Source organism: Streptomyces sp. S063 (genome assembly GCF_002832675.1).
Lineage (GTDB): Bacteria > Actinomycetota > Actinomycetes > Streptomycetales > Streptomycetaceae > Streptomyces > Streptomyces sindenensis.
Genome location: NZ_CP021707.1, coordinates 1,365,716 through 1,385,281, shown reverse-complemented (window position 1 = coordinate 1,385,281; position 19,566 = coordinate 1,365,716). Strand labels below are relative to the sequence as shown.

General features: G+C 73.0%; 20 protein-coding genes. 7 read left to right on the top strand and 13 right to left on the bottom strand.

Features of this window, described 5'->3' with window-relative positions:
- Positions 1 to 54 precede the first annotated feature (54 nt).
- The 5 genes from CCZ36_RS06205 to CCZ36_RS06185 all read right to left on the bottom strand — a co-directional run bounded on the left by CCZ36_RS06205 (position 55) and on the right by CCZ36_RS06185 (position 4,444).
- Complete coding sequence (locus CCZ36_RS06205) at positions 55 to 717, bottom strand: response regulator transcription factor (protein ID WP_069743196.1); 663 nt, start codon at positions 715 to 717, stop codon at positions 55 to 57.
- Positions 714 to 2,018, bottom strand: a complete 1,305-nt coding sequence (locus CCZ36_RS06200) for a sensor histidine kinase (protein ID WP_128817171.1) — start codon at positions 2,016 to 2,018, stop codon at positions 714 to 716. Before CCZ36_RS06200 ends, CCZ36_RS06205 begins: the two co-directional genes overlap by 4 nt.
- On the bottom strand, positions 2,015 to 3,094 hold the full coding sequence (locus CCZ36_RS06195) for a hypothetical protein (protein ID WP_237302598.1): 1,080 nt from the start codon (positions 3,092 to 3,094) through the stop codon (positions 2,015 to 2,017). Before CCZ36_RS06195 ends, CCZ36_RS06200 begins: the two co-directional genes overlap by 4 nt.
- 100 nt (positions 3,095 to 3,194) lie before the next feature.
- A complete protein-coding gene (locus CCZ36_RS06190) occupies positions 3,195 to 3,674 on the bottom strand; it encodes a GNAT family N-acetyltransferase (RefSeq protein ID WP_128817170.1) in 480 nt (159 codons plus the stop codon).
- A complete protein-coding gene (locus CCZ36_RS06185; protein ID WP_069739502.1) occupies positions 3,674 to 4,444 on the bottom strand; it encodes an IclR family transcriptional regulator in 771 nt (256 codons plus the stop codon). The genes CCZ36_RS06190 and CCZ36_RS06185 overlap by 1 nt, the downstream gene beginning before the upstream one ends.
- A gap of 250 nt (positions 4,445 to 4,694) precedes the next feature.
- Between CCZ36_RS06185 and CCZ36_RS06180 the strand changes: the two genes are divergently transcribed.
- A complete protein-coding gene (locus CCZ36_RS06180; RefSeq protein WP_069739481.1) occupies positions 4,695 to 6,218 on the top strand; it encodes an aldehyde dehydrogenase (NADP(+)) in 1,524 nt (507 codons plus the stop codon).
- Positions 6,215 to 6,826 carry a DUF1349 domain-containing protein gene (locus CCZ36_RS06175; protein WP_069739480.1) on the top strand — a complete coding sequence of 204 codons (612 nt, stop codon included), beginning with the start codon at positions 6,215 to 6,217 and terminating at the stop codon, positions 6,824 to 6,826. The genes CCZ36_RS06180 and CCZ36_RS06175 overlap by 4 nt, the downstream gene beginning before the upstream one ends.
- Positions 6,827 to 6,866: 40 nt before the next feature.
- On the opposite strand, the gene CCZ36_RS06170 is transcribed toward CCZ36_RS06175, so the two are convergent.
- Positions 6,867 to 7,250, bottom strand: a complete 384-nt coding sequence (locus CCZ36_RS06170) for a VOC family protein (protein ID WP_069739479.1) — start codon at positions 7,248 to 7,250, stop codon at positions 6,867 to 6,869.
- 147 nt (positions 7,251 to 7,397) lie between these two features.
- On the opposite strand from CCZ36_RS06170, the gene CCZ36_RS06165 reads away from it, so the two are divergent.
- Both CCZ36_RS06165 and CCZ36_RS06160 read left to right on the top strand, forming a co-directional pair.
- Entirely contained in the window at positions 7,398 to 8,114 is a 717-nt protein-coding gene (locus CCZ36_RS06165) for a DsbA family oxidoreductase (RefSeq protein ID WP_069739478.1), read from the top strand.
- A 115-nt stretch (positions 8,115 to 8,229) separates the two neighbouring features.
- Positions 8,230 to 9,288 (top strand): aminotransferase class V-fold PLP-dependent enzyme, encoded by a 1,059-nt coding sequence (locus CCZ36_RS06160; RefSeq protein ID WP_069739477.1) that lies wholly within the window; start codon positions 8,230 to 8,232, stop codon positions 9,286 to 9,288.
- Between the two features lie 36 nt (positions 9,289 to 9,324).
- Here CCZ36_RS06160 and CCZ36_RS06155 read toward each other — a convergent pair whose 3' ends face one another.
- Positions 9,325 to 9,846 carry a MarR family winged helix-turn-helix transcriptional regulator gene (locus tag CCZ36_RS06155; RefSeq protein WP_069739476.1) on the bottom strand — a complete coding sequence of 174 codons (522 nt, stop codon included), beginning with the start codon at positions 9,844 to 9,846 and terminating at the stop codon, positions 9,325 to 9,327.
- 176 nt (positions 9,847 to 10,022) lie between these two features.
- On the opposite strand from CCZ36_RS06155, the gene CCZ36_RS06150 reads away from it, so the two are divergent.
- Positions 10,023 to 11,093 (top strand): alkene reductase, encoded by a 1,071-nt coding sequence (locus tag CCZ36_RS06150; RefSeq protein ID WP_128817169.1) that lies wholly within the window; start codon positions 10,023 to 10,025, stop codon positions 11,091 to 11,093.
- Here CCZ36_RS06150 and CCZ36_RS06145 read toward each other — a convergent pair.
- The 6 genes from CCZ36_RS06145 to CCZ36_RS06120 all read right to left on the bottom strand — a co-directional run bounded on the left by CCZ36_RS06145 (position 11,069) and on the right by CCZ36_RS06120 (position 17,027).
- Positions 11,069 to 12,103: a VOC family protein gene (locus tag CCZ36_RS06145; RefSeq protein WP_128817168.1), complete on the bottom strand. Its 1,035-nt coding sequence runs from the start codon at positions 12,101 to 12,103 to the stop codon at positions 11,069 to 11,071. The two genes, CCZ36_RS06150 and CCZ36_RS06145, sit on opposite strands and share 25 nt — an antisense overlap.
- Before the next feature lie 147 nt (positions 12,104 to 12,250).
- A complete protein-coding gene (gene thpD / locus CCZ36_RS06140) occupies positions 12,251 to 13,144 on the bottom strand; it encodes an ectoine hydroxylase (protein ID WP_069739473.1) in 894 nt (297 codons plus the stop codon).
- Between the two features lie 3 nt (positions 13,145 to 13,147).
- Positions 13,148 to 13,546, bottom strand: coding sequence for an ectoine synthase (locus CCZ36_RS06135; RefSeq protein WP_006123624.1), 399 nt, complete (start codon positions 13,544 to 13,546; stop codon positions 13,148 to 13,150).
- Between the two features lie 89 nt (positions 13,547 to 13,635).
- A complete protein-coding gene (ectB, locus tag CCZ36_RS06130; RefSeq protein WP_069739472.1) occupies positions 13,636 to 14,898 on the bottom strand; it encodes a diaminobutyrate--2-oxoglutarate transaminase in 1,263 nt (420 codons plus the stop codon).
- A gap of 181 nt (positions 14,899 to 15,079) precedes the next feature.
- Positions 15,080 to 15,610: a diaminobutyrate acetyltransferase gene (gene ectA, locus CCZ36_RS06125; RefSeq protein WP_079134193.1), complete on the bottom strand. Its 531-nt coding sequence runs from the start codon at positions 15,608 to 15,610 to the stop codon at positions 15,080 to 15,082.
- 310 nt (positions 15,611 to 15,920) lie between these two features.
- Entirely contained in the window at positions 15,921 to 17,027 is a 1,107-nt protein-coding gene (locus CCZ36_RS06120) for a pyridoxal-phosphate-dependent aminotransferase family protein (protein ID WP_128817167.1), read from the bottom strand.
- 148 nt (positions 17,028 to 17,175) lie between these two features.
- Between CCZ36_RS06120 and CCZ36_RS06115 the strand changes: the two genes are divergently transcribed.
- Positions 17,176 to 18,252: an amidohydrolase family protein gene (locus CCZ36_RS06115; protein WP_128819405.1), complete on the top strand. Its 1,077-nt coding sequence runs from the start codon at positions 17,176 to 17,178 to the stop codon at positions 18,250 to 18,252.
- A 301-nt stretch (positions 18,253 to 18,553) separates the two neighbouring features.
- Complete coding sequence (locus CCZ36_RS06110) at positions 18,554 to 19,537, top strand: SCO1860 family LAETG-anchored protein (protein WP_128817166.1); 984 nt, start codon at positions 18,554 to 18,556, stop codon at positions 19,535 to 19,537.
- Positions 19,538 to 19,566: the final 29 nt, after the last annotated feature.

The window sequence follows — 19,566 nt, the reverse complement described above, 5'->3', positions numbered from 1 at the left end:
CCGGATCGTGCCGCTTCTCACCGTTTTCTCACCGGCCGCGCGACGCCGCCCGGCTCAGCCCGGGGTGATGAAACCGGACTCGTACGCCGCGATGACCGCCTGGGTGCGATCCCGGGCGCCGGTCTTCGCGAGGACCGCCGCCACATGTGTCTTCGCCGTCGCCGGGCCCACCGAGAGCCGGCCGGCGATCTCCGCGTTGGTCAGCCCCGCCGCCATCAGCCGCAGCACGTCCGCCTCCCGGTCGGTCAGCCGCGCCACCCACGCCGGGGCCTTCGCCGGCTGCCGTGCGGCGTGTTCGGCGGCCAGCGTGCGTACCGCCGCCGGGTAGAGGAGCGAGTCGCCGCACGCCACCAGGCGCACCGCCTGCACCAGCTCCTCCGCCGCGGCCCGCTTCAACAGGAACCCGGCCGCCCCGGCGTGCAGGGCTTCGTACACGTACGCGTCGTTCTCGAAGGTCGTCACGACGACGATCCTCGGCGGGTCCTCCAGCGTGGCGAGGATCTGTTCCGTGGCCCGGATGCCGTCGATCTCCGGCATCCGTACGTCCATCAGCACCACGTCCGGCCGCAGCTCCCGCACCACGGAGACGGCCTCCGCGCCGGTGGTCGCCTCCCCGACGACCTCGATGCCCTCCTCGGCGTCCAGGATCACCCGCAGCGCCGTACGCACCATCCGCTCGTCGTCCGCGAGCACCACCCGCACCGGATCCGCGCTCATCGCCGCCCCTCCGCGGTGCCTGTGGTCTCCGGCCCCGGCACCGTCAGCGGCAGCCGGGCGGTGAGCCGCCAGACGTCGTCGTACGGTCCCGCCCCGGCCCGGCCGCCGAGCAGGACGGCCCGCTCCGCGATGCCGCGCAGTCCGCGACCGCCCCCGGGCCGTGCCACGGCCGGGCGCTCGCCCAGCGGATTCTCCATCACGATCTCCAGCTCCCTCTCCCGTTCCCGTACCGCGATCAGCAGCCGCACCGGGGATGCCGCGTCGCCCCCGCCGTGGCGCAGGGCGTTGCTCAGCCCCTCCTGGACGATCCGGTACGCCTCACGCCCGACCACCGGGTCCACCGTGCCCGGGCTCTCCGGACCGCCCTCCCGCTCGTACGCCACCGGCACTCCGCAGTGCGCCAGCAGCCCGCCGAGCGCGTCGAGACCCGGCCCGTACGCCGTGCCGTCCTCGTCCGGCTCCCCGTCCTGCCGCAGCAGCCCCAGCACCGAGTCCAGCTCGCCGACCGTGCGCCGCGTGGTCTCCTCGATGGCGGTCAGCGCCTCGCGGACGAACTCCGGGTCCCGGTCCAGGACCCGCCGCGCCGCCCCCGCCTGAAGGGTCACCGCGCTCAGCGCGTGCCCCACCGAATCGTGCAGCTCCCGGGCGAGCCGGTTGCGCACCGCCAGCTCCGCCGCGCGGCGCTCGGCGGCGGCCAGCCGGTCCTCGGGCGTCGGTCCCAGCAGCACCGGCGCCCGCCGGGCCAGCACCTCCCCGGCCACAGCGGCGGCCAGCGCCAGCGCCACCAGCATCGCGAGCCCCGCGAACGGCGCGAGGGCCAGGGCCCACGGCCCCCGCAGCGCCTCCGGCCCGTCCAGCAGCCAGGTCTCGCGCAGCCCCGCGAAGAACGGCAGGGCGATCACCGCGACCGCGAACGGCGGCAGCGCCAGAGTGGCCCCGCTGATGATCCCGCCGAGCGCCAGATGCAGGGTGTACCAGCCGGCGGTACGCACCCGGGCCTGCCGGGTCCGTGCGGGCCCCTCGGCCAGCAGGGCGGGCGGAATCCCGCACAGGGCGCGGGCGGCGGCCACGGACAACGGCCGGACGAGGGCGAAGAAGCCGGTCACCGCCGCCATCGGCAGGGCGAGCCCGAAGGCGGTCACCTGCGCGGGCAGGGAGGAGAAGACCGGTTCCCCGCCGCCCGCCATGCCGACCAGGACCGTGCCGACCAGGAAGTACGGCATCAGCAGCGCGCCCCCGATGATCAGATGCAGCCAGCGCAACCGCGCCCGCCGCCCGAACAGCGCGGCGAGAAGCTTCACGACCCCCGGCTCTCGTCGAGCGCGCCGCGTGCGGACGGCGCGGAAGCCGCCGCGCGCTCCGCGAAGAAGTACGCGCCCAGCGTCACGACGAGCGCCCCGGCCAGCATCTGGACAGCGTAGGCCACCGTCGTCGCCGCCGTGGGCCGGTCCGCCGCCTCGCCCGCGCCCAGCAGCCCGGCGAGGCTCAACCACCCGCCCCAGCAGGCCAGCTGCGCCGAACCGCACCACGCCAGGAACAGCGGCAGCCGCAGGGAGAGGCCGCCGGTGCGCCGGAAGGCGAGCAGCAGCACGGCGACGGCGGTGACCACGACGAAGAGCAGGCTGACAGCTTCCAGGACGTAGAAGTCGCTGGTGCGGTCCGCCGCCCGGGCCGCCTCCAGCCCGGCCGTCGAACCGGTGGCCCACAGCAGGTGGGTGACGCCGGGGATCAGGGCCGCCGACGCGGCGGCGACGGCGGTCGCGCGCAGGGCGGGCGCGGTCGGAGTCGTCGGCAGGTCCCGCAGCCGCCCCCGCCACAGATGACCCCAGCGCTCCCCGGCGTACAGGGCGAAGAGGGTGCCGAGGGCGAGGCCCTGGACGATGAAGCCGCCGTAGACGACACCGAACACCCACGGGTCGAGGAACGTCTCGGAACGCCCCTCACCGACCGGCCCGCCGCCACCGCCGAGGAGCCGTACGACCAGCTGGACCGGGTAGGCCGTCATGATCGGCAGCAGCAGACCGCTCGCCACCCACATCGGCAGCACCAGCAGCCAGGCGGGCGCCCGCAGCCCCCAGGGCCGGGTGAGCAGCAGCGCGAGGACGACGACGCCACCGTCCATCAGCACGGTGGCTCCGTTGGCGACGGCCAACGCGGTGCCGCCGTCCAGCAGCGGGCTGCCGTCGGGGATGCCGAGCCGACTGCCCGCCACCCAGGCCGTCTTGAGGCCGATGTACGGCAGGCAGGACGCGATGGCGACCCCTCGCAGCACGGACCGTGCGCGGCCGATGCGGTACGAGGGCGCCCCGGGTGGTGCGTCGGTGCCGGTGCGTTCTTCGGGTGGTGCGTCGGTGCCGGTGCGCGGGTTCGCTGTCATGCCGCCAGGCTTTCGCGCGGGCCGCCCCCGTACGTCCTGCCCGCCGACGATCCGCCTCCGCCGCGCGGGGGAGGCCCGCCGGAGGGGGAGCCCCGGGAGGTCACGCGCGGAGCGTCACCAGCACCTCGTCGATCTCCTCGCCCCGGGCCTGGGCGAACCCCCGGTCGGTGCCGGTCACCACGAAGCCGCACTTCTCCAGCACCCGGCGCGAGCCGAGGTTGTCGGCCGCCGCCCGGGCGTGCAGCGGGCGCGTGGGCGTCTCGTCGAGGAACGCCCGCAGCGCGGCCGTCGCCAACCCGCGGCCCCAGTGCGCGCGGGCGATCCAGTACGTCACCTGGCGGTCGCCGACCTCCCCGTACGCCCCGACATGGCCCACCGGGACCCCGTCGGCCACCACCGTGCGCATCACCACGCCGCCGGATCCGGACCGGATCCGCGCCCAGTGGGCGTCGAACGCGGCGCGGTCGGTGGGGTCCTCGGGGGTGAACGCGGCGACCCGGGTCGCGTCCGGATCGCTCATCCAGGCGAAGAACAGCGGCAGGTCGGCGTCCTCCACCGCGCGCAGCGACACCCCGGCCATCAGAGCCGCCTCGTCGCGAGGGAGAGCCGGTCCCGGGCGTCGAACAGGGCGTCCTTCACCATCTGCTCATGGCCGGGGGTGAGCCGGGCGACCGGCACCGAGCAGCTGATCGCGTCCCGGGCGGGCGTCCGGTAGGGGATCGCGACCCCGAAGCAGCGCAGGCCGAGGGTGTTCTCCTCGCGGTCCACCGCGTAGCCCTGCTCGCGGACCAGCCGCAGCTCCTCGATGAGCCTCTCACGGTCCGTGATGGTGTGTTCGGTCAGCGCGGGCAGCGTCTCGGGCAGCAGCTTGCGGACCTGTTCGTCGCTGTGGGTGGCCAGCAGCGCCTTGCCCAGCGAGGTGGAGTGCGCGGGCAGCCGGCGGCCGACCCGGGTGAAGGGGCGCAGATAGTGCTGGGACTGCCGGGTCGCGAGGTAGACCACGTTCGTCCCGTCGAGGCGGGCCAGGTGGATGGTCTCCGTGGTGTCGTCGGAGAGCCGGTCCAGCGTCGGCCGCGCGGCGGCCACGACCTCGTCGCCGTCGATGTACGAGGTGCCGACCAGCAGGGCGCGGACCCCGATGCCGTACCGGGTGCCCGTCGCGTCCGTCTCGACCCAGCCCAGCTCCACCAGGGTGCGCAGCAGCATGTAGAGGCTGGACTTGGGGTAGCCGACCGCCTCCTGGACGGCGGCGAGCGAGTGCATGCCGGGTCGCCCCGCGAAGTATTCGAGGAGTTCCACGGTCCGTACCGCGGACTTGACCTGTGCCCCACCGGACTCGGCGACCGACATCGCCCACGCCCCCTTCGTCTTCCAGCTCATCGGCTTCCCGTCCGCGTCGCTGAACGCGTCGCCGTCCGAAAAACCGCCACACGATTGCCAACACGGAACACCCGGAAATAGAGTCCCAGGACATTCACGATCAGGAACTCTGTTCAGAATACCGAACACTTGCTGATGTGCGGCCGAAGTCGGCGGGGCGGCGGTCGCACGGCGATCGGGGACCGGCCCGGGGCCGGTCGCGCGACGGAAGGGAATCACGGTGAGCGCAGTACCAGTCTGGAGTGTCGACCCCCGAACGGGGAACCCGCGCGAGCAGGTTGCCGCGGAGGCCACCGCCGAGGAGGTCGACCGCGCGGTCCGGTCGGCCCACGCCGTACGGGGCGCCCTCGCCGACCGGGGGGCGCGTGCCGCCTTCCTGCGGGCGGCGGCGGAGCTGCTGGAGGAGTCCGGCGAGCACATCATCGAGGCCGCCGACGCGGAGACCGCCCTCGGTCCGGCCCGGCTCACCGGTGAACTCGCCCGCACGGCAGCCCAGTTCAGGGCCTTCGCGGAGGTCGTCGACGAAGGCGCCTACCTCGACGTCCACATCGACCACCCGGACGCCTCCCGGACCCCGCCCTGGCCCGACCTGCGCCGCTACAAGATCCCGCTCGGGGTCGTCGCCGTCTACGCCGCGAGCAACTTCCCGCTCGCCTTCTCCGTCCCCGGAGGCGACACCGCCAGCGCCCTCGCGGCCGGCTGCCCGGTCGTCGTCAAGGCGCACCCCGACCACCCGGCCACCTCCGAACTCTGCGCGTCGGTCCTGCGCCGCGCCGCCGCAGACGCCGGGCTGCCCGAGGACGTCCTCACCGTGGTGCACGGCTTCGACGCGGGCGTCGAACTGATCCGCCACCCGCTGGTGAGCGCCGCGGGCTTCACCGGCTCCGTACGCGGCGGACGCGCGCTGTACGACGCGGCGGCCGCCCGCCCGGCCCCCATCCCCTTCCACGGTGAACTCGGCTCCCTCAACCCGGTCGTCGTCACCGCGGCCGCCGCGGCCGAGCGCGCCGGGGAGATCGGCACGGGCCTCGGCGGCTCGATGACGCTCGGCGTCGGCCAGTTCTGCACCAAGCCCGGCTTCGTCCTCGTCCCCGCGGGCGCGGCGGGCGACCAGCTCCTCAAGACCCTCACCGAGACGGTCAGTTCGACCGGCTCCGGCGTCCTGCTGGACCACCGCATGCGGGACGCCTTCCTCACCGGCGTACGGGAGCGGGCCGCGCTGCCCGATGTCGACGCCCCGGTCACCCCCGGCGCCGCCGGCGAGCACTCCGTCTCCGCCGGATTCCTCACCGTGCCCGCCGCCCGGCTCACCGCCGAGGGCCCGCACGACGCGCTGCTGGAGGAGTGCTTCGGCCCGGTCACCGTGATCGCCCGGTACGCCTCCGTCGACGAGATCGCCGCCGTCCTCGCCCGGCTGCCGGGGAACCTCACCGCCACCCTCCAGACCGCCACCGACGAGGCCCGGGACCCCGACGCCGCCCCGCTGCTCGCCGCCCTCACCCCGCTCGCCGGGCGCATCCTCGTCAACGGCTGGCCGACCGGTGTCGCCGTCGCCCCCGCCCAGCACCACGGCGGCCCCTACCCGGCCGCCACGTCCACCTCCACCTCGGTCGGCGCGACGGCGATCGAGCGCTGGCTGCGCCCGGTCACGTACCAGTCCACCCCCGAGACGCTCCTCCCGGCCGAGCTGCGCGAGGACAACCCGCTGGGCCTGCCGCGCCGGGTGGACGGACGCCGCGCATGAGCCTGCACCTCGACCGCCTCCCCTTCGCCCTGGACCCGGCGGGCCCCGAGGGGCGCTGGACCCACGCGGGCGGCGTCCTGACCGGCCGGGCAGGCCCCGGCCAGGACCTCTTCGTCCCGCCGTCCGGCGACTCCCTCGCCCCGGCCTCCGACGCCCCGCGCCTGCTCGGCGCGGTAGGCGACGGGGACTTCCGGCTGGTGGCCCGGGTCCGCCCGGGGCTGGTGGCGGCCGGTGACGCGGGGGCGCTGTTCCTCCAGGTCGCGGACCGGGAGTGGGCCAAGCTCTGCCTGGAGCACTCCGCCGACCTCCCGACCGTCTGCACCGTCGTCACCCGGGGCCACTCCGACGACGCCAACGCCTTCGTGGTGGAGGAGGGCGTCTGCTGGCTCCGCCTGAGCCGCACCGGCAGCGCCTACGCCTTCCACGCCTCCGTCGACGGCGACAGCTGGACCTTCGTCCGCGTCTTCACCCTCGGTACCAGGGAGGAGCGGGCGGCCGCCCGCGTCGGCTTCCTCGTCCAGTCGCCGACCGGGGACGGCTGCGGCGCGGTCTTCGACCGGATCGCGTTCCTGCCCGGGGGAGTGGCGAACCTGCGCGACGGGCGGTGAGGCGGGAGGGGTGAGAAGGGCCGGGTGCGCGCGGAGAGCGTCAGGAAGCCGTCGCGGCCCGGTCGGACTCGCTGCGCAGAACACAGAACTCGTTGCCCTCGGGGTCGGCGAGCACCGCCCAGCCGGAGCCGTCCGGGTTGCGGAGATCGGCGACGAGCGTGGCGCCGAGGGCCAGCAGCCGCTCCACCTCCTCCTCGCGCGAGGTCTTGGGGCGCAGGCACAGATGGAGCCGGTTCTTGCCCTTCTTGGCCTCGGGGACCTGATGGAAGTAGAGCATCGGGCCCTCCGCCATCATCACCTGTGTCTCCGGCATGCCCGGTTCGTCCTCCGGATGCAGCGGGCGGCCGGTCACCTCGCTCCAGAACCGCGCCAGCTCATACGCGTTCACACAGTCGATCGCCACGTTCTGCACCACTGAGACCATGCGCGCGAGCTTTCCCGATTTCCGCTCCGCGCGCCAGCGGGTTCCGGGGCGGGAATCACCAGGTCAGGTCTGGTGTTCGTACGGAGACGTGACGTACGGAGGGCTTCTCCGCACGCCCCCCGTGAGCCTTGGGAGAGAAGAAGAGTCATGCGCGTCGAGATCTGGAGCGACATCGCCTGCCCGTGGTGCTATATCGGCAAGGCCCGCTTCGAGAAGGGCCTCGCGGAGTTCGCCCACCGCGACGAGGTCGAGGTGGTGCACCGGTCCTTCGAGCTCGACCCCTCCCGGGCCAAGGGCGACACCGCGCTCGTGATCGACATGCTGGCCGAGAAGTACGGCCGCAGCCGCGAGGAGGCCGCCGCGATGGAGGCGAACGTCGCTGCCAACGCGCAGTCCGAGGGGCTCGGCTACCGCACCGACGGCCGGGACCACGGCAACACCTTCGACATCCACCGGCTGCTGCACCTGGCCAAGGCCCGGGGCCGCCAGGACCAGCTGCTGACCCTCGCCTACCGGGCGAACTTCGCCGAGGAGCGCTCTGTCTTCGACGACGAGGTGCTGGTCGCCCTCGCCGAGGAGGCCGGGCTCGACGCCGCCGAGGCCCGTGCGGTGCTCGCCGACCCCGAGGCGTACGCGGACGACGTCCGCACCGACGAGCGCGAGGCGGCCGAACTGGGCGCCAACGCCGTGCCGTTCTTCGTCCTCGACCGGCGGTACGGCATCTCCGGCGGCCAGCCCTCCGAGGTCTTCGTCCAGGCTCTGGAGCAGGCGTGGAAGGACCGCCCCGCCACCGCGCTGACCACCGTCGGCGGGGACGCGGCGGCCTGCGACGCCGACGGGGCCTGCGAGGTTCCCCAGGGCTGAGCCGCAGGGCTGAGCCGCTGTCCGTCGCGTCGGTCGCGATCCATAAGCGCTTCTTTGGAGTTCCCCTTAACTCTCTGTAATTGACTTTGGGTCGAGGGGGCTCCAGGGTGGACGCATGACGATCCTCGCGCCCATCCAAGCCGCAGCCGTCGAATTCGCGCCCGAGGTCACCTACCTCAACACCTCCAGCTGGGGCCTGCTGCCCCGCCGGACGATCGCCGCCGTCAAGGCCCTGGCCGACGAGAACGCCGCGGGCCGCCGGGTGGGGGCCGGCAGCTTCGAGGCCGTGGAGGCCGCCCGGGCCGGCTTCGCGCGGCTCGTCGGGGTCCACCCGGACCGGGTCGCCACCGGCAGCTCCGTCACCGTCCACGTCGGCCTGATCGCTGCCTCGCTGCCGCCCGGTGCTGAAGTCCTCTGCCCCGAGGGCGAGTTCTCCTCCGTCGTCAGCCCGTTCGCGCTCCGCGGCGATCTGCGCATGCGGTACGCGCCGCTCGCGGACCTCGCCGGGGCCGTCCGCGCATCGACCGCGCTGGTCGCCTTCTCCGCCGTGCAGTCGGCCGACGGCCGGGTCGCCGACCTCGCCGCCGTCCGCGCGGCCGCCTCGGCGCACGGGGCCCGCACCCTGCTGGACGCCACCCAGGCGGCGGGCTGGTTCCCGGTGGACGCCGGGGCGTACGACTACACCGTGACCGGCGGCTTCAAATTCCTGCTCTGCCCGCGCGGTACGTCGTTCCTGACCGTCACCGAGGAGGCGCAGGACACCCTGCCGGCCCTCTTCGCGGGCTGGGTCTCCGCGGGTGCCCCCTGGACGAACAACTACGGCCCGCTGGAGCGCTTGGCCCCCACCGCCCGCGGCTTCGACGAGCCGCCCGCCTTCCTCTCGTACCACGGGGCCGAGCACTCCCTCGCCCTGCTCGCCGAGGTCGGCGCCGAGGCCCTGTACGCGCACGCCACCGGGCTCGCCGCCCGGCTGCGGACGGGGCTGGCGGCCCTCGGGCACAAGGCCGTTCCCGGGGAGTCGGCGATCGTCGCCGTGCCGGGGCTCGACGGGCGTCAGCCCGAGCTGGTGGAGGCCGGGATCGCGGTCTCCGCCCCGGCCGGGAACCTGCGGATCTCCTGCCACCTCCACAACACCGAGGCCGATGTGGACCGGCTGCTGGACTTCCTGGCCTGAGCCGTATCCGCACGGGCGTGGCTCGGGCCGTACGGCTCAGGCGGACGCGGCCCCGCGCCGGTCGGGGCAGTCCTCGGTCTCCCGGCAGAGGTTCTCCTCGACCTTCGCCAGCAGCCGCACCAGCTCCGTGCGCTCGGCCGGGTCCAGGCCCGCGAGCGTGTGCTCCTCCAGGCTGCCCCAGGCGGCCTCCACCGCGGTGTGCAGCGCGCAGCTCTCGTCCGTCGCCTCGACCAGCACGGCCCGCCGGTCGGCCGGGTCGGGGCGGCGGCGCACATGCCCGGTCTGCTCCAGCCGCTGGAGCATCTTCGTGACCGTGGACGGGTCCAGCTCCAGGGCCCTGATCAGCTCCGTCTGCCGGACCGCCCCCCGGTCCCACAGGTGCATCATCAGCAACTCCTGCCCCGGGTAGAGGTCCACGCCCCTGAGCGCCTTGCCCGCTGCGATCCGGTGCAGCCGGGCCACCCGGGAGACGGCGTGGCTGACGGGCCCGCCGAGCGCCGCCAGGGGCGGCGCGTTCGTACAGGCGTCTTCCGCGGGGGTGGCGCGGCCGGTGGTCATGGCGGGCTCCTGGGGTCGTCGGGGTGGAGAGCGACGGTTTCGGTGATGGCCTCGGTGGCGGCTTCCGATGATGCCCGACGGTTCCGGACAACTTTACCTTGGTCGGCCAAGGAATGGGTTACAGTTACTCCCGGCGGCGATGGTTGGCCGACCACATACTTATCCGGGAGCCCCTCATGACCACCGTTTTCGACCCGATCGACCTGTCCGGCACCCCGCTGGCCAACCGCATCGCGCTGGCCCCGATGACCCGCAGCCGGGCCGGTGAGGGCGGCACCGCCACCGAGCTGACCGCCACGTACTACGCCCAGCGCGCCTCGGCGGGACTCATCATCACCGAGGGCATCCAGCCGTCCGTCGTGGGCCAGGGCTACCCCTCCACGCCCGGCCTGCACAGCGCCGAGCAGGTCGCCTCCTGGCGTGCGGTCACCGACGCGGTGCACGCGAAGGGCGGCAGGATCTTCGCCCAGATCATGCACGCGGGCCGTATTGGCCACCCGGTCCTGCTGCCGGACGGGCTCGTCCCCGTCAGCGCCTCCCCGGTCAAGGCCGAGGGGCAGGTCTACACCCACGTCGGGCCGAAGGACTTCGTCGAGCCGCACGAGCTGACCGACGCGGAGGTCCGCGCGACCGTCGCCGACTTCGTCACCGCCGCCCGCAACGCCGTGGCGGCCGGGTTCGACGGGGTCGAGCTGCACGGCGCCAACGGCTACCTCATCCACCAGTTCCTCGCCCCCAACACCAACCGGCGCACCGACGCGTGGGGCGGCTCCGACGAGGCCCGCACCCGCTTCGCCGTGGAGGTCGTCGAGGCCGTCGCCGCCGAGATCGGCCCGGAGCGCACCGGACTGCGCATCTCGCCCGGCAACCCGTACAACGACATCGACGAGCCCGCGCCGGAGGCCACGTACACCGCGCTGGTCCGGGCGATCGAGCCGCTCGGCCTCGCCTATCTGCACATCCTGGAGGCCACCCCGATCCGCGAGCTGACCCTCGCCCTGCGCAAGGCCTTCTCCGGGACCGTCGTCATCAACGTGCACTCCGACGGACCCACCGGCCCCGGCGACCACACGGTGATCGACGACGGCATCGCCGACCTGATCTCCTACGGGGCACTCTTCCTCGCCAACCCGGACCTGCCCGCCCGGCTGAGGGCGGGCGGCCCGTTCAACACCCCCGACCCGTCGACCTTCTTCGGCGGCGACGCCAAGGGCTACACCGACTATCCGGCGCTCGACGCCGTCTGATCCTCCAGGGGCCGCCCGTCCCACCGCCACGCGGTGCGGCGCGGGTGGCCCGGCAGTTCGGCGCGGCCGGTGGCCCACAGCAGGACGGCCCACCGGTCGCCGCCCGCCGGAGCGTCCGGGAAGAGCCGGGCCAGCGCCCGGTCGCAGAGCGCGGCGGGCGGCTCCCACGTCAGCCCCAGCCCCTCCGCGATGTCATGGGCGTGCACCAGGGTCTCCACCACCCCCATCGCGGCGAAGCCCTCCGGGTCCGAGACGCTGTAGACGTGGTACGCGCGCACCTCCGGCGGCGTCGTCCGCACCATCGAGGCCAGCAGCGCCCCGCGCGCCTCCACCGTCGCCAGCAGCCCGGCGGGCCCGGCCGAGCGGTCGACGAAGAGCAGGCCGTCGTGGCCGCCCGGGCGTTCGGAGGTCCACCGGAAGGGGAGGTTCTGCTCCATCGGGGGCGTACGCGGGCCCAAGCGCACGGCGTACGAGACGAGATCGTCGCCCAGGTGCTCCGCCGTCTCCCAGCAGGTCCACTCCAGCGAACCGGCCCTGGCCTCCCAGCGGTCCGCCGGGGCCTTCGCCAGCACGTCCACCGCGAGCCGCACGGCGGTCGTCACGTCGTCGGCGGTCACCGGCAGCCGGGTCCCGGTCAGCGCCGCCCGCTCGGCCGCGCCGCACTCCACGCAGAACTCGTTGCCCTCGGGATCGGCGAGCGTCGCCCAGCCGCGCCCGTTCGGTTTGCGGTGGTCGGCGACGAGGGTCGCGCCGAGCGCGAGCAGCCGCTCGACCTCCTCGTCGCGGGAGCGGTCGTCCGGCTGGATGTCGAGATGGACGCGGTTCTTGGTCTGTTTCGGCTCGTCCACCTGTACGAAGAGGATCGCCGCGCCGGGCGCCTCGACCAGCGCCTCCGGATCACCGGGGGAGTCCTCGTCGGAGAGCGGCGCACCGAGCACCTGGGCCCAGAAGGCGGCCAGCGCGTAGGCGTCGGCGCAGTCGATCGTGATGTGGCGTACATGGGAAGTCATGGCGGACACCCTCCCCGCCGACTCGGGTCCCGGTCCAGTGAGTTACCCGGCGACCGGGCCGGCTTGCCCCCCGCGCCCCGGTCCCGGCGGCACACGCGAAGGGCCGGGACGGCGCACCGTCCCGGCCCTTGCCGCCTGCGCGTCGCGCTACCTCACCGGGGTGAAGTCCCGCGCCCCGATGAACTCCGGGCGGCGGATCGGAGCCGCGAAGGGCTCCTGCGCCGCGTTCTCCACGCTGTTGAAGACGATGAAGACGTTGCTGCGCGCGTACGGGGTGATGTTGTCGCCCGAACCGTGCATGGCGTTGCAGTCGAACCAGGTCGCCGAACCGGCCTTGCCCGTGAAGAGCTTGATGCCGTGGCGGTCGGCCATCTTCGTCAGCGCCTCGTCGGACGGGGTGCCGGCGTCCTGCATCTGGAGCGACTTCTTGTAGTTGTCCTTCGGCGTCTCGCCCGCACAGCCGAGGAACGTCTTGTGCGAACCGGGCATGATCATCAGCCCGCCGTTGGTGTCGAAGTTCTCCGTCAGCGCGATCGACACGGACACCGTCCGCATGTTCGGCAGACCGTCCTCCGCGTGCCACGTCTCGAAGTCCGAGTGCCAGTAGAAGCCCGAGGCCCCGAAGCCCGGCTTCACGTTGATCCGCGACTGGTGGACGTACACGTCCGAGCCGAGGATCTGGCGGGCCCGGCCCACCACCCGCTCGTCGCGGACCAGACCGGCGAAGACCTCACTGATCTTGTGGACCTCGAAGACGGACCGCACGTTCTGCGACTGCTTCTCCACGATGGAGCGCTCGTCGGCACGGATCAGCGGGTCGGCGACCAGCCGGTCCAGCTCCGCCCGGTAGACGGCGACTTCGTCCGGCGTGATCAGCTGCTCGATGCTGAGGAAGCCGTCGTGCTCGTAGCTCTGGAGGTCCTTGGCGGCGATCGGACCCGGTGCGCCCGGCGCGGACCAGATGACCGGGTCCTGGCGGGGAGTGGTCATCTCGGCGGCGCCGCGCGAGGGGTACAGATCGGCGCGTACTTCGGTGGTCATGGTTCAGCCCTCCTCGGTCAGCAGTGGGTAGACACCGTTCTCGTCATGGTCCTCCCGTCCGGTGACGGGGGGATTGAAGACGCACACGCAGCGGAAGTCGGTCTTGGGCCGCATGGTGTGCCGCTCATGTCCGTCCAGCAGATACATCGTGCCGGGCGTGATCCAGTGCTTCTCGCCGGTCTCGTCGTTGGTGAGCTCGGCCTCGCCCTCGGTGCACAGCACCGCCTCGATGTGGTTCGCGTACCACATGGAGGTCTCCGTGCCCGCGTACAGCACGGTCTCGTGGAGCGAGAAGCCCACCTTCTCCTTGGCGAGCACGATGCGCTTGCTCTCCCAGGTGCCGGACGCGGCCTTCACATGCCGGTCGGTGTTCTCGATGTCACTGAACGATCGGACGATCACGGTGAGCGGTTGCCTTTCTCTTCTCTGCACGGGCCCCGGGCGTCGCGGCCCGGGGCCTCTCTTCTTCCACCTGCCCCGGCGGTTCCGGGTCAGGCCGTCTCGCGGACGGAGCGGGCCAGTGTGCGCAGCCCCTCGTCCAGTTCCTCGGGGGTGATGGTCAGCGGCGGCAGCAGCTTGACGACCTCGCTCTGCGGGCCGGAGGTCTCCAGCAGGAGCCCCAGCTCGAAGGCGCGGGCGCAGACCGCCGAGGCCCGCGCCGGGTCCTCGAACTCCATGCCCCACACCAGGCCCCGGCCGCGGAACTGAGCGGTCGGCTCCTCGGCGCAGATGGCCAGCAGCGTCTGCTCGACCTGCTCGCCGCGGGCCAGGGTCTGCTTCTCCATCTGGCCGTCCGCCCAGTACGCCTGGAGCGCGGCGGCGGCCGTGACGAAGGCCGGGTTGTTGCCGCGGAAGGTGCCGTTGTGCTCGCCCGGCTCCCAGATGTCCAGCTCCGGCTTGAACAGGCAGAGCGCCATCGGCAGCCCGTAGCCGCTGATGGACTTCGACAGCGTGACGATGTCCGGGACGATGCCGGCCTCCTCGAAGGAGAAGAAGCCGCCGGTCCGGCCGCAGCCCATCTGGATGTCGTCGACGATCAGCAGCATGTCCTGGCGCTCGCACAGCTCCTTGAGCGCGCGCAGCCACTCGGCGCGGGCGACGTTGATGCCGCCCTCGCCCTGGACCGTCTCGACGATCACCGCGGCGGGCTTGTTCAGCCCGGAGCCCTGGTCCTCCAGCAGCCGCTCGAACCACAGGAAGTCGGGGACCGTACCGTCGAAGTAGTTGTCGAACGGCATCGGAGTGCCGTGCACCAGCGGGATCCCGGCCCCGGCGCGCTTGAAGGCGTTGCCCGTGACGGCGAGCGAGCCCAGCGACATGCCGTGGAAGGCGTTGGTGAACGAGACGACGGACTCGCGGCCCTTGACCTTACGGGCCAGCTTCAGCGCCGCCTCGACGGCGTTGGTGCCGGTCGGGCCGGGGAACATCACCTTGTACGGCAGGTCGCGCGGGCGCAGGATCGCGTTCTGGAACGTCTCCAGGAACGCGCGCTTGGCGGTGGTCGCCATGTCCAGGCCGTGGGTGATGCCGTCGCGCTCGATGTAGTCGATCAGCGCTCGTTTCAGCACCGGGTTGTTGTGGCCGTAGTTGAGCGAGCCGGCCCCGGCGAAGAAGTCCAGGTAGGAGTGGCCGTCCTCGTCGGTCAGCCGGGCGCCCTGCGCACGGTCGAAGACGGCGGGCCAGCCGCGGCAGTAGCTCCGGACCTCGGACTCCAGGGTCTCGAAGACACTCAGTGCGGGCGGGGTGATGGTCACAGCGGATCTCCTGCGTGAGGGGGTGTGACGGGCGGTGGTCTCGTGCTCCCGGCCGCACGGATGCGGCCGGGACCGCGCCGGGTGGTCGGCCGGCGCGAAAAGTCGGGGGCCGGGCGCACGGGTGGGGTGCGCCGGGCGGCGGGCGTACGGGCCGGGGCGCCGAGGGCGCGCCCGGGCGGGCTCAGGTGGCGAACGGGCCGATCCGGTAGAGGACCTCGGGCAGGTGGGTCCCTTCGGGGAACAGGTCGACGTCGAAGAGGACCTCCTGCTCCAGCGCCACGTCGTGCCGCTGGGCGTAGGACGTGAACAGCCGGTCGGAGGCGGTGTTGTCCGGGGTGATCGTCGTCTCGACGGACGACAGGCCCTGGTCGGCGGCGACCCGGGCGGTCAGCGCGTCCAGCAGCGTGGCGGCCAGTCCCTTGCCGCGGTGGGCCGCGTCGACGGCCACCTGCCAGACGACGAGGGTCTGGGGGCGGTCGGGCCGGATGTAGCCCGTCACGAAGGCGATGGGCTCGCCGCTCTCGCCACGGGCGACGACGGAGGTCGCGGCGAAGTCACGGCACCACAGCAGGTAGCTGTACGAGGAGTTCAGGTCCAGGACCTGGGAGTCGCGGGCTATGCGCCAGATCGCGGCTCCGTCCTCCACTCGCGGCGCATCGATACTGAGGAATTCACTTCGGGCACGGGCAAGATCTGCTGGTGCGGCGGTCATGCGAATTGAATTTACCCAGCAAATTTCGAAATTGCATCGACGTGAGGGGTTGGGTGAAGAGATTGTGTGTGTTATCAGGCGTGCGCGAGCCGCCCCATGATCGGGATGGAACTTCCACCGCTTTGTCCTGAATTTAACGGGCATAACGCCGCTCGTGTGGAGTCGGTCACAGGCTCATAACTCTCCTGGAGCGTGTCCGAAACATGAAGTTCGAGCCCCGCGAAAACTTCCGCGTTTAGGCGACGGAGAAGCGGGCAAAAGAATGCGGGGAGCTGCTTTCAATAAAGCAGCTCCCCGCATGGTGGCTAAATCAGCGGCTCGACCAGGTTTCCGAAACGGCCCGGCGGGCAGCCTCGATATCGACCTGCTGGCCCCCATCGGCCAGCGCCGCCCCCAGAGCCGCGAGCGAGGACAGCACCACGCCCCGCGTCGCATCCGCCCCGTAATGGTTGACCCGGATCATCTCCTTGGACAGCGCCCCGCCGCCCGCGACCAGCGGCAGCGCGGGGTCCGTCGCCAGTGCCGCCGCGACCAGCGCGGCCGCGTCCGTCCCCGCCGGGGCACGCAGCGTCGTCGCCACCGGGGCCGCGTCCCGTGCCTCGTGGACGTACGGCTCCAGACCGCCGCCCAGCGCCACCGCTCCCGCCCGGGTCGCCGCGGCGGCCGAGGCGTGGCGGGCCATCACCGTCTCCAGGCCCTCGTCCTCGATCCGGGCCACACACGCCTCCAGACCCAGCATCTCCAGCTGCGCCGGGGCGTGCGGCAGGGCCGTGCGGCCGCCGTCGATCCAGCGTTCCTTCCAGTCCAGCAGCGAGAGGTAGGAGCGGCGCGGGGCGGCCGGGTTGGCGGCGATCCGCTCCCAGGCCCGCGCGCTCACCGACACCGCGGAGACCCCGGCGGGCCCGCCCATGGCCTTCTGCGCGCCGATCACGCACAGGTCGACGCCCCAGGCGTCCGGCAGCAGCGGTTCGGCGCCCACCGAGGCGACCGCGTCCAGCATGAACAGCGCCCCGTGCGCCCCGACCACCTCGCCGATCTCCGCGACCGGGTTGGTGTTGCCGGTCGCCGCCTCCGCGTGCACCAGCGAGACGAAGTCGATCTCCGGGTGCCCGGCCAGCGCCTCGGCGACCTGGTCGGCGGTCACCGCCGTGTGGAAGGGCACCGCGAGGTCGACGACCTGGGCGCCGCAGTCCCGCAGCCAGTTGCCGAAGGTCTGCCCGTACGGACCCGTGACCACGTTCAGCGCGGTCGAGCCGGGCCGGGCGCCGCCGCGGATGCAGCCCTCCAGCGGCAGCAGCGCCTCGCCCTGGGTGATGACGACGTCCTGCTCCGTGGCGAGGAGCCGGGCCACACGTCGCTCGATCGCCGCGAAGTGGCCGGCGGTCAGCGGGGGAAGGTCGAGGAAGGGGTGCGTCACGGTGGTGCTCTCTTCGGGTTCGTCCGTCGGTCGGAAGGCACTGGCAGCCTACCGACGGCCCACCGGCGGCCTCGTACAGTGCGGCGTATGAGTGATCGGGTGAGCGGTCGGACGGGTGGTCGGAGTGAGTGATCGCAAGGAGCGGCCGGTGCTGCGGGTGAAGGGCCGGGTGCTCGTCGGCCCGGACGAGGTGCGGGACGAACTGTGGGCGGTGGACGGACGGATCACCTTCGAGCGGCCGCCCGGCGCGGACGACGCGGTGACGGTCAGGGGCTGGGTGCTGCCCGGCCTCGTCGACGCCCACTGCCATGTAGGGCTCGACCGGCACGGCCCGGTCGACGCGGCGACCGCCGAGAAGCAGGCGCTCACCGACCGGGAGGCCGGGACCCTGCTGATCCGCGACGCCGGATCGCCCTCCGACACCCGCTGGATCGACGACCGCGAGGATCTGCCGAAGATCATCAGGGCCGGCCGCCACATCGCCAGGACCCGCCGCTACATCCGCAACTACGCGCACGAGATCGAGCCCGGCGACCTCGTCGCGTACGTCGCCCAGGAGGCCCGGCGCGGCGACGGCTGGGTCAAGCTGGTGGGGGACTGGATCGACCGCGACGCCGGGGACCTCACCGCCTGCTGGCCGCGCGGCGAGGTCGAGGCGGCCATCGCCGAGGCGCACCGGCTGGGTGCCCGGGTCACCGCGCACTGCTTCGCCGAGGAGTCCCTGCGCGATCTGGTGGAGACGGGCATCGACTGCGTCGAGCACGCCACCGGCCTCACCGAGGACACCATCCCGCTCTTCGCCGAACGCGGCGTCGCGATCGTCCCGACGCTGGTCAACATCGCCACCTTCCCCGACCTGGCGGCGGGCGGCGAGGCCAAGTTCCCCCGCTGGTCGGCCCATATGCGGCAGCTGTACGACCGCCGCTACGACACCGTGCGCTCCGCGTACGACGCCGGGATCCCGGTCTACGTCGGCACCGACGCGGGCGGCTCCCTGGCGCACGGCCTGGTCGCGGGGGAGGTGGCCGAGCTGGTGAAGGCGGGCATCCCGCCGCTGGAGGCCCTCTCCGCGACCGCGTGGGGAGCCAGGCGCTGGCTGGGGCGGCCCGGCCTCGACGAGGGGGCTCCGGCGGACCTGGTCGTGTACGACGCGGACCCCCGCGCGGACGTCCGGGTGCTGGCGGCGCCCCGGCACATCGTGCTGAACGGGCGGGTCATCGGCTGAGTCGGCGGTGCGTTGACGGGCAGTGACGAATGCGGCCCCCGGCTCGTTGACATGGCCGGCCCGTCCACGCGCCGCGGCCCCTTCCGCGCGAAACGGGTGACGGGGAGGGGCGGGAGGGAACGCACGTGCCGAAAGATTCGAATGTATGCGCGGAAACCTCCCTTTGGGGTGAACTCACGTCAGGTATCCGCCAGTTCACCCTCAGTGCGTAAAGATTCACGGAGTCGAGGTCACCGGCCGGGCGATGTCCCCCATTGGACTGTGCCGGTGGCTCCATGTCTCTTGTGGGGGTTCCACCATCTTGAACAGCAACACCTTCCGTCTCGCCGCCGTGGCGGTCGCCGCCGCCCCCGTCGCGCTGCTTGCCGCCGTCCCCGCGCACGCAGCCCCGGCGACGCCCACCACCGGCGGTGAGGGCAGGGCGAGCGCCGTCGTGCTCCGCACCGGGCTCGACGTCTCGCTCCTCAACAAGTCCGTCCAGGTGCCCCTCAAGGTCACGCTCAACGAGGTGCAGGCCCCGGCCAGCGCCGAGAAGACCGCGCTGACCGTCAACCTGGACGGGGTCCAGGGCCGCCCGGTAGACGTCCTGCGCGCGGACGTGGCCACCGCCGACGCCACCGTGGACGAGCACAGGGCCGAGGGCTACACCAACCTGGCGAAGGCCCGGATCCATGTCCCCGGACTCGCGGCGCTCCCGCTCGTCGAGGTCGAGAAGGTCACCTCCAAGGCGCTCTGCGAGGCGGGCAAGCAGCCCGTCGCCGAATCGAACGTGCTCGGCCATGTCGCGGTGCTCGGGAAGAAGGTGACGCTCAGCGCGGGCGGCCCGACCCAGGTGTCCGTGCCGGGCGTCGGCGAGGTCACCCTCGACCTGTCCAAGACGGTCACCACCGAGCGCACGGCGGCCGCGACGGCCCTTCAGCTCAAGGTGGCGGTCAACCCGCTGAAGCTCAACGTCGCCGAGGTCAACGGCGAGGTCACCCTCGCCGAGGCGACCTGCGAGACCCCGAAGGGGCCGAAGACCCCCGAGGAGCCGAGCACCACGGGCGGTTCCACCGACGGCGGTTCCACGGGCGGCGACAGCGGCGGAGACAAGAGCACCGGCGGCAAGGGCGGCGGCGACGTGAAGACGCAGACCGGCACCGACACCGCCCCCACCGAGGCCAACCTCGCCGAGACCGGCGGCAGCTCCACCACCCCGTACATCGCGGGCGGCGCCGCCCTGCTCCTCGCCGTCGGCGCGGGCGCCACGGTGCTGGCGCGCAGGCGCAGCAGCGGCCAGAGCTGATCCCTACGACGGGGGACGGGGACGGGGCG

Coding starts and splice junctions, on each gene's coding strand:
- CCZ36_RS06205 (WP_069743196.1), bottom strand. CDS start 717: ATGAGCGCGGATCCGGTGCGGGTGGTGCTCGCGGACGACGAGCGGATG.
- CCZ36_RS06195 (WP_237302598.1), bottom strand. CDS start 3,094: ATGACAGCGAACCCGCGCACCGGCACCGACGCACCACCCGAAGAACGC.
- CCZ36_RS06190 (WP_128817170.1), bottom strand. CDS start 3,674: ATGGCCGGGGTGTCGCTGCGCGCGGTGGAGGACGCCGACCTGCCGCTG.
- CCZ36_RS06185 (WP_069739502.1), bottom strand. CDS start 4,444: ATGTCGGTCGCCGAGTCCGGTGGGGCACAGGTCAAGTCCGCGGTACGG.
- CCZ36_RS06175 (WP_069739480.1), top strand. CDS start 6,215: ATGAGCCTGCACCTCGACCGCCTCCCCTTCGCCCTGGACCCGGCGGGC.
- CCZ36_RS06170 (WP_069739479.1), bottom strand. CDS start 7,250: ATGGTCTCAGTGGTGCAGAACGTGGCGATCGACTGTGTGAACGCGTAT.
- CCZ36_RS06165 (WP_069739478.1), top strand. CDS start 7,398: ATGCGCGTCGAGATCTGGAGCGACATCGCCTGCCCGTGGTGCTATATC.
- CCZ36_RS06160 (WP_069739477.1), top strand. CDS start 8,230: ATGACGATCCTCGCGCCCATCCAAGCCGCAGCCGTCGAATTCGCGCCC.
- CCZ36_RS06155 (WP_069739476.1), bottom strand. CDS start 9,846: ATGACCACCGGCCGCGCCACCCCCGCGGAAGACGCCTGTACGAACGCG.
- CCZ36_RS06150 (WP_128817169.1), top strand. CDS start 10,023: ATGACCACCGTTTTCGACCCGATCGACCTGTCCGGCACCCCGCTGGCC.
- CCZ36_RS06145 (WP_128817168.1), bottom strand. CDS start 12,103: ATGACTTCCCATGTACGCCACATCACGATCGACTGCGCCGACGCCTAC.
- thpD (WP_069739473.1), bottom strand. CDS start 13,144: ATGACCACCGAAGTACGCGCCGATCTGTACCCCTCGCGCGGCGCCGCC.
- ectA (WP_079134193.1), bottom strand. CDS start 15,610: ATGACCGCCGCACCAGCAGATCTTGCCCGTGCCCGAAGTGAATTCCTC.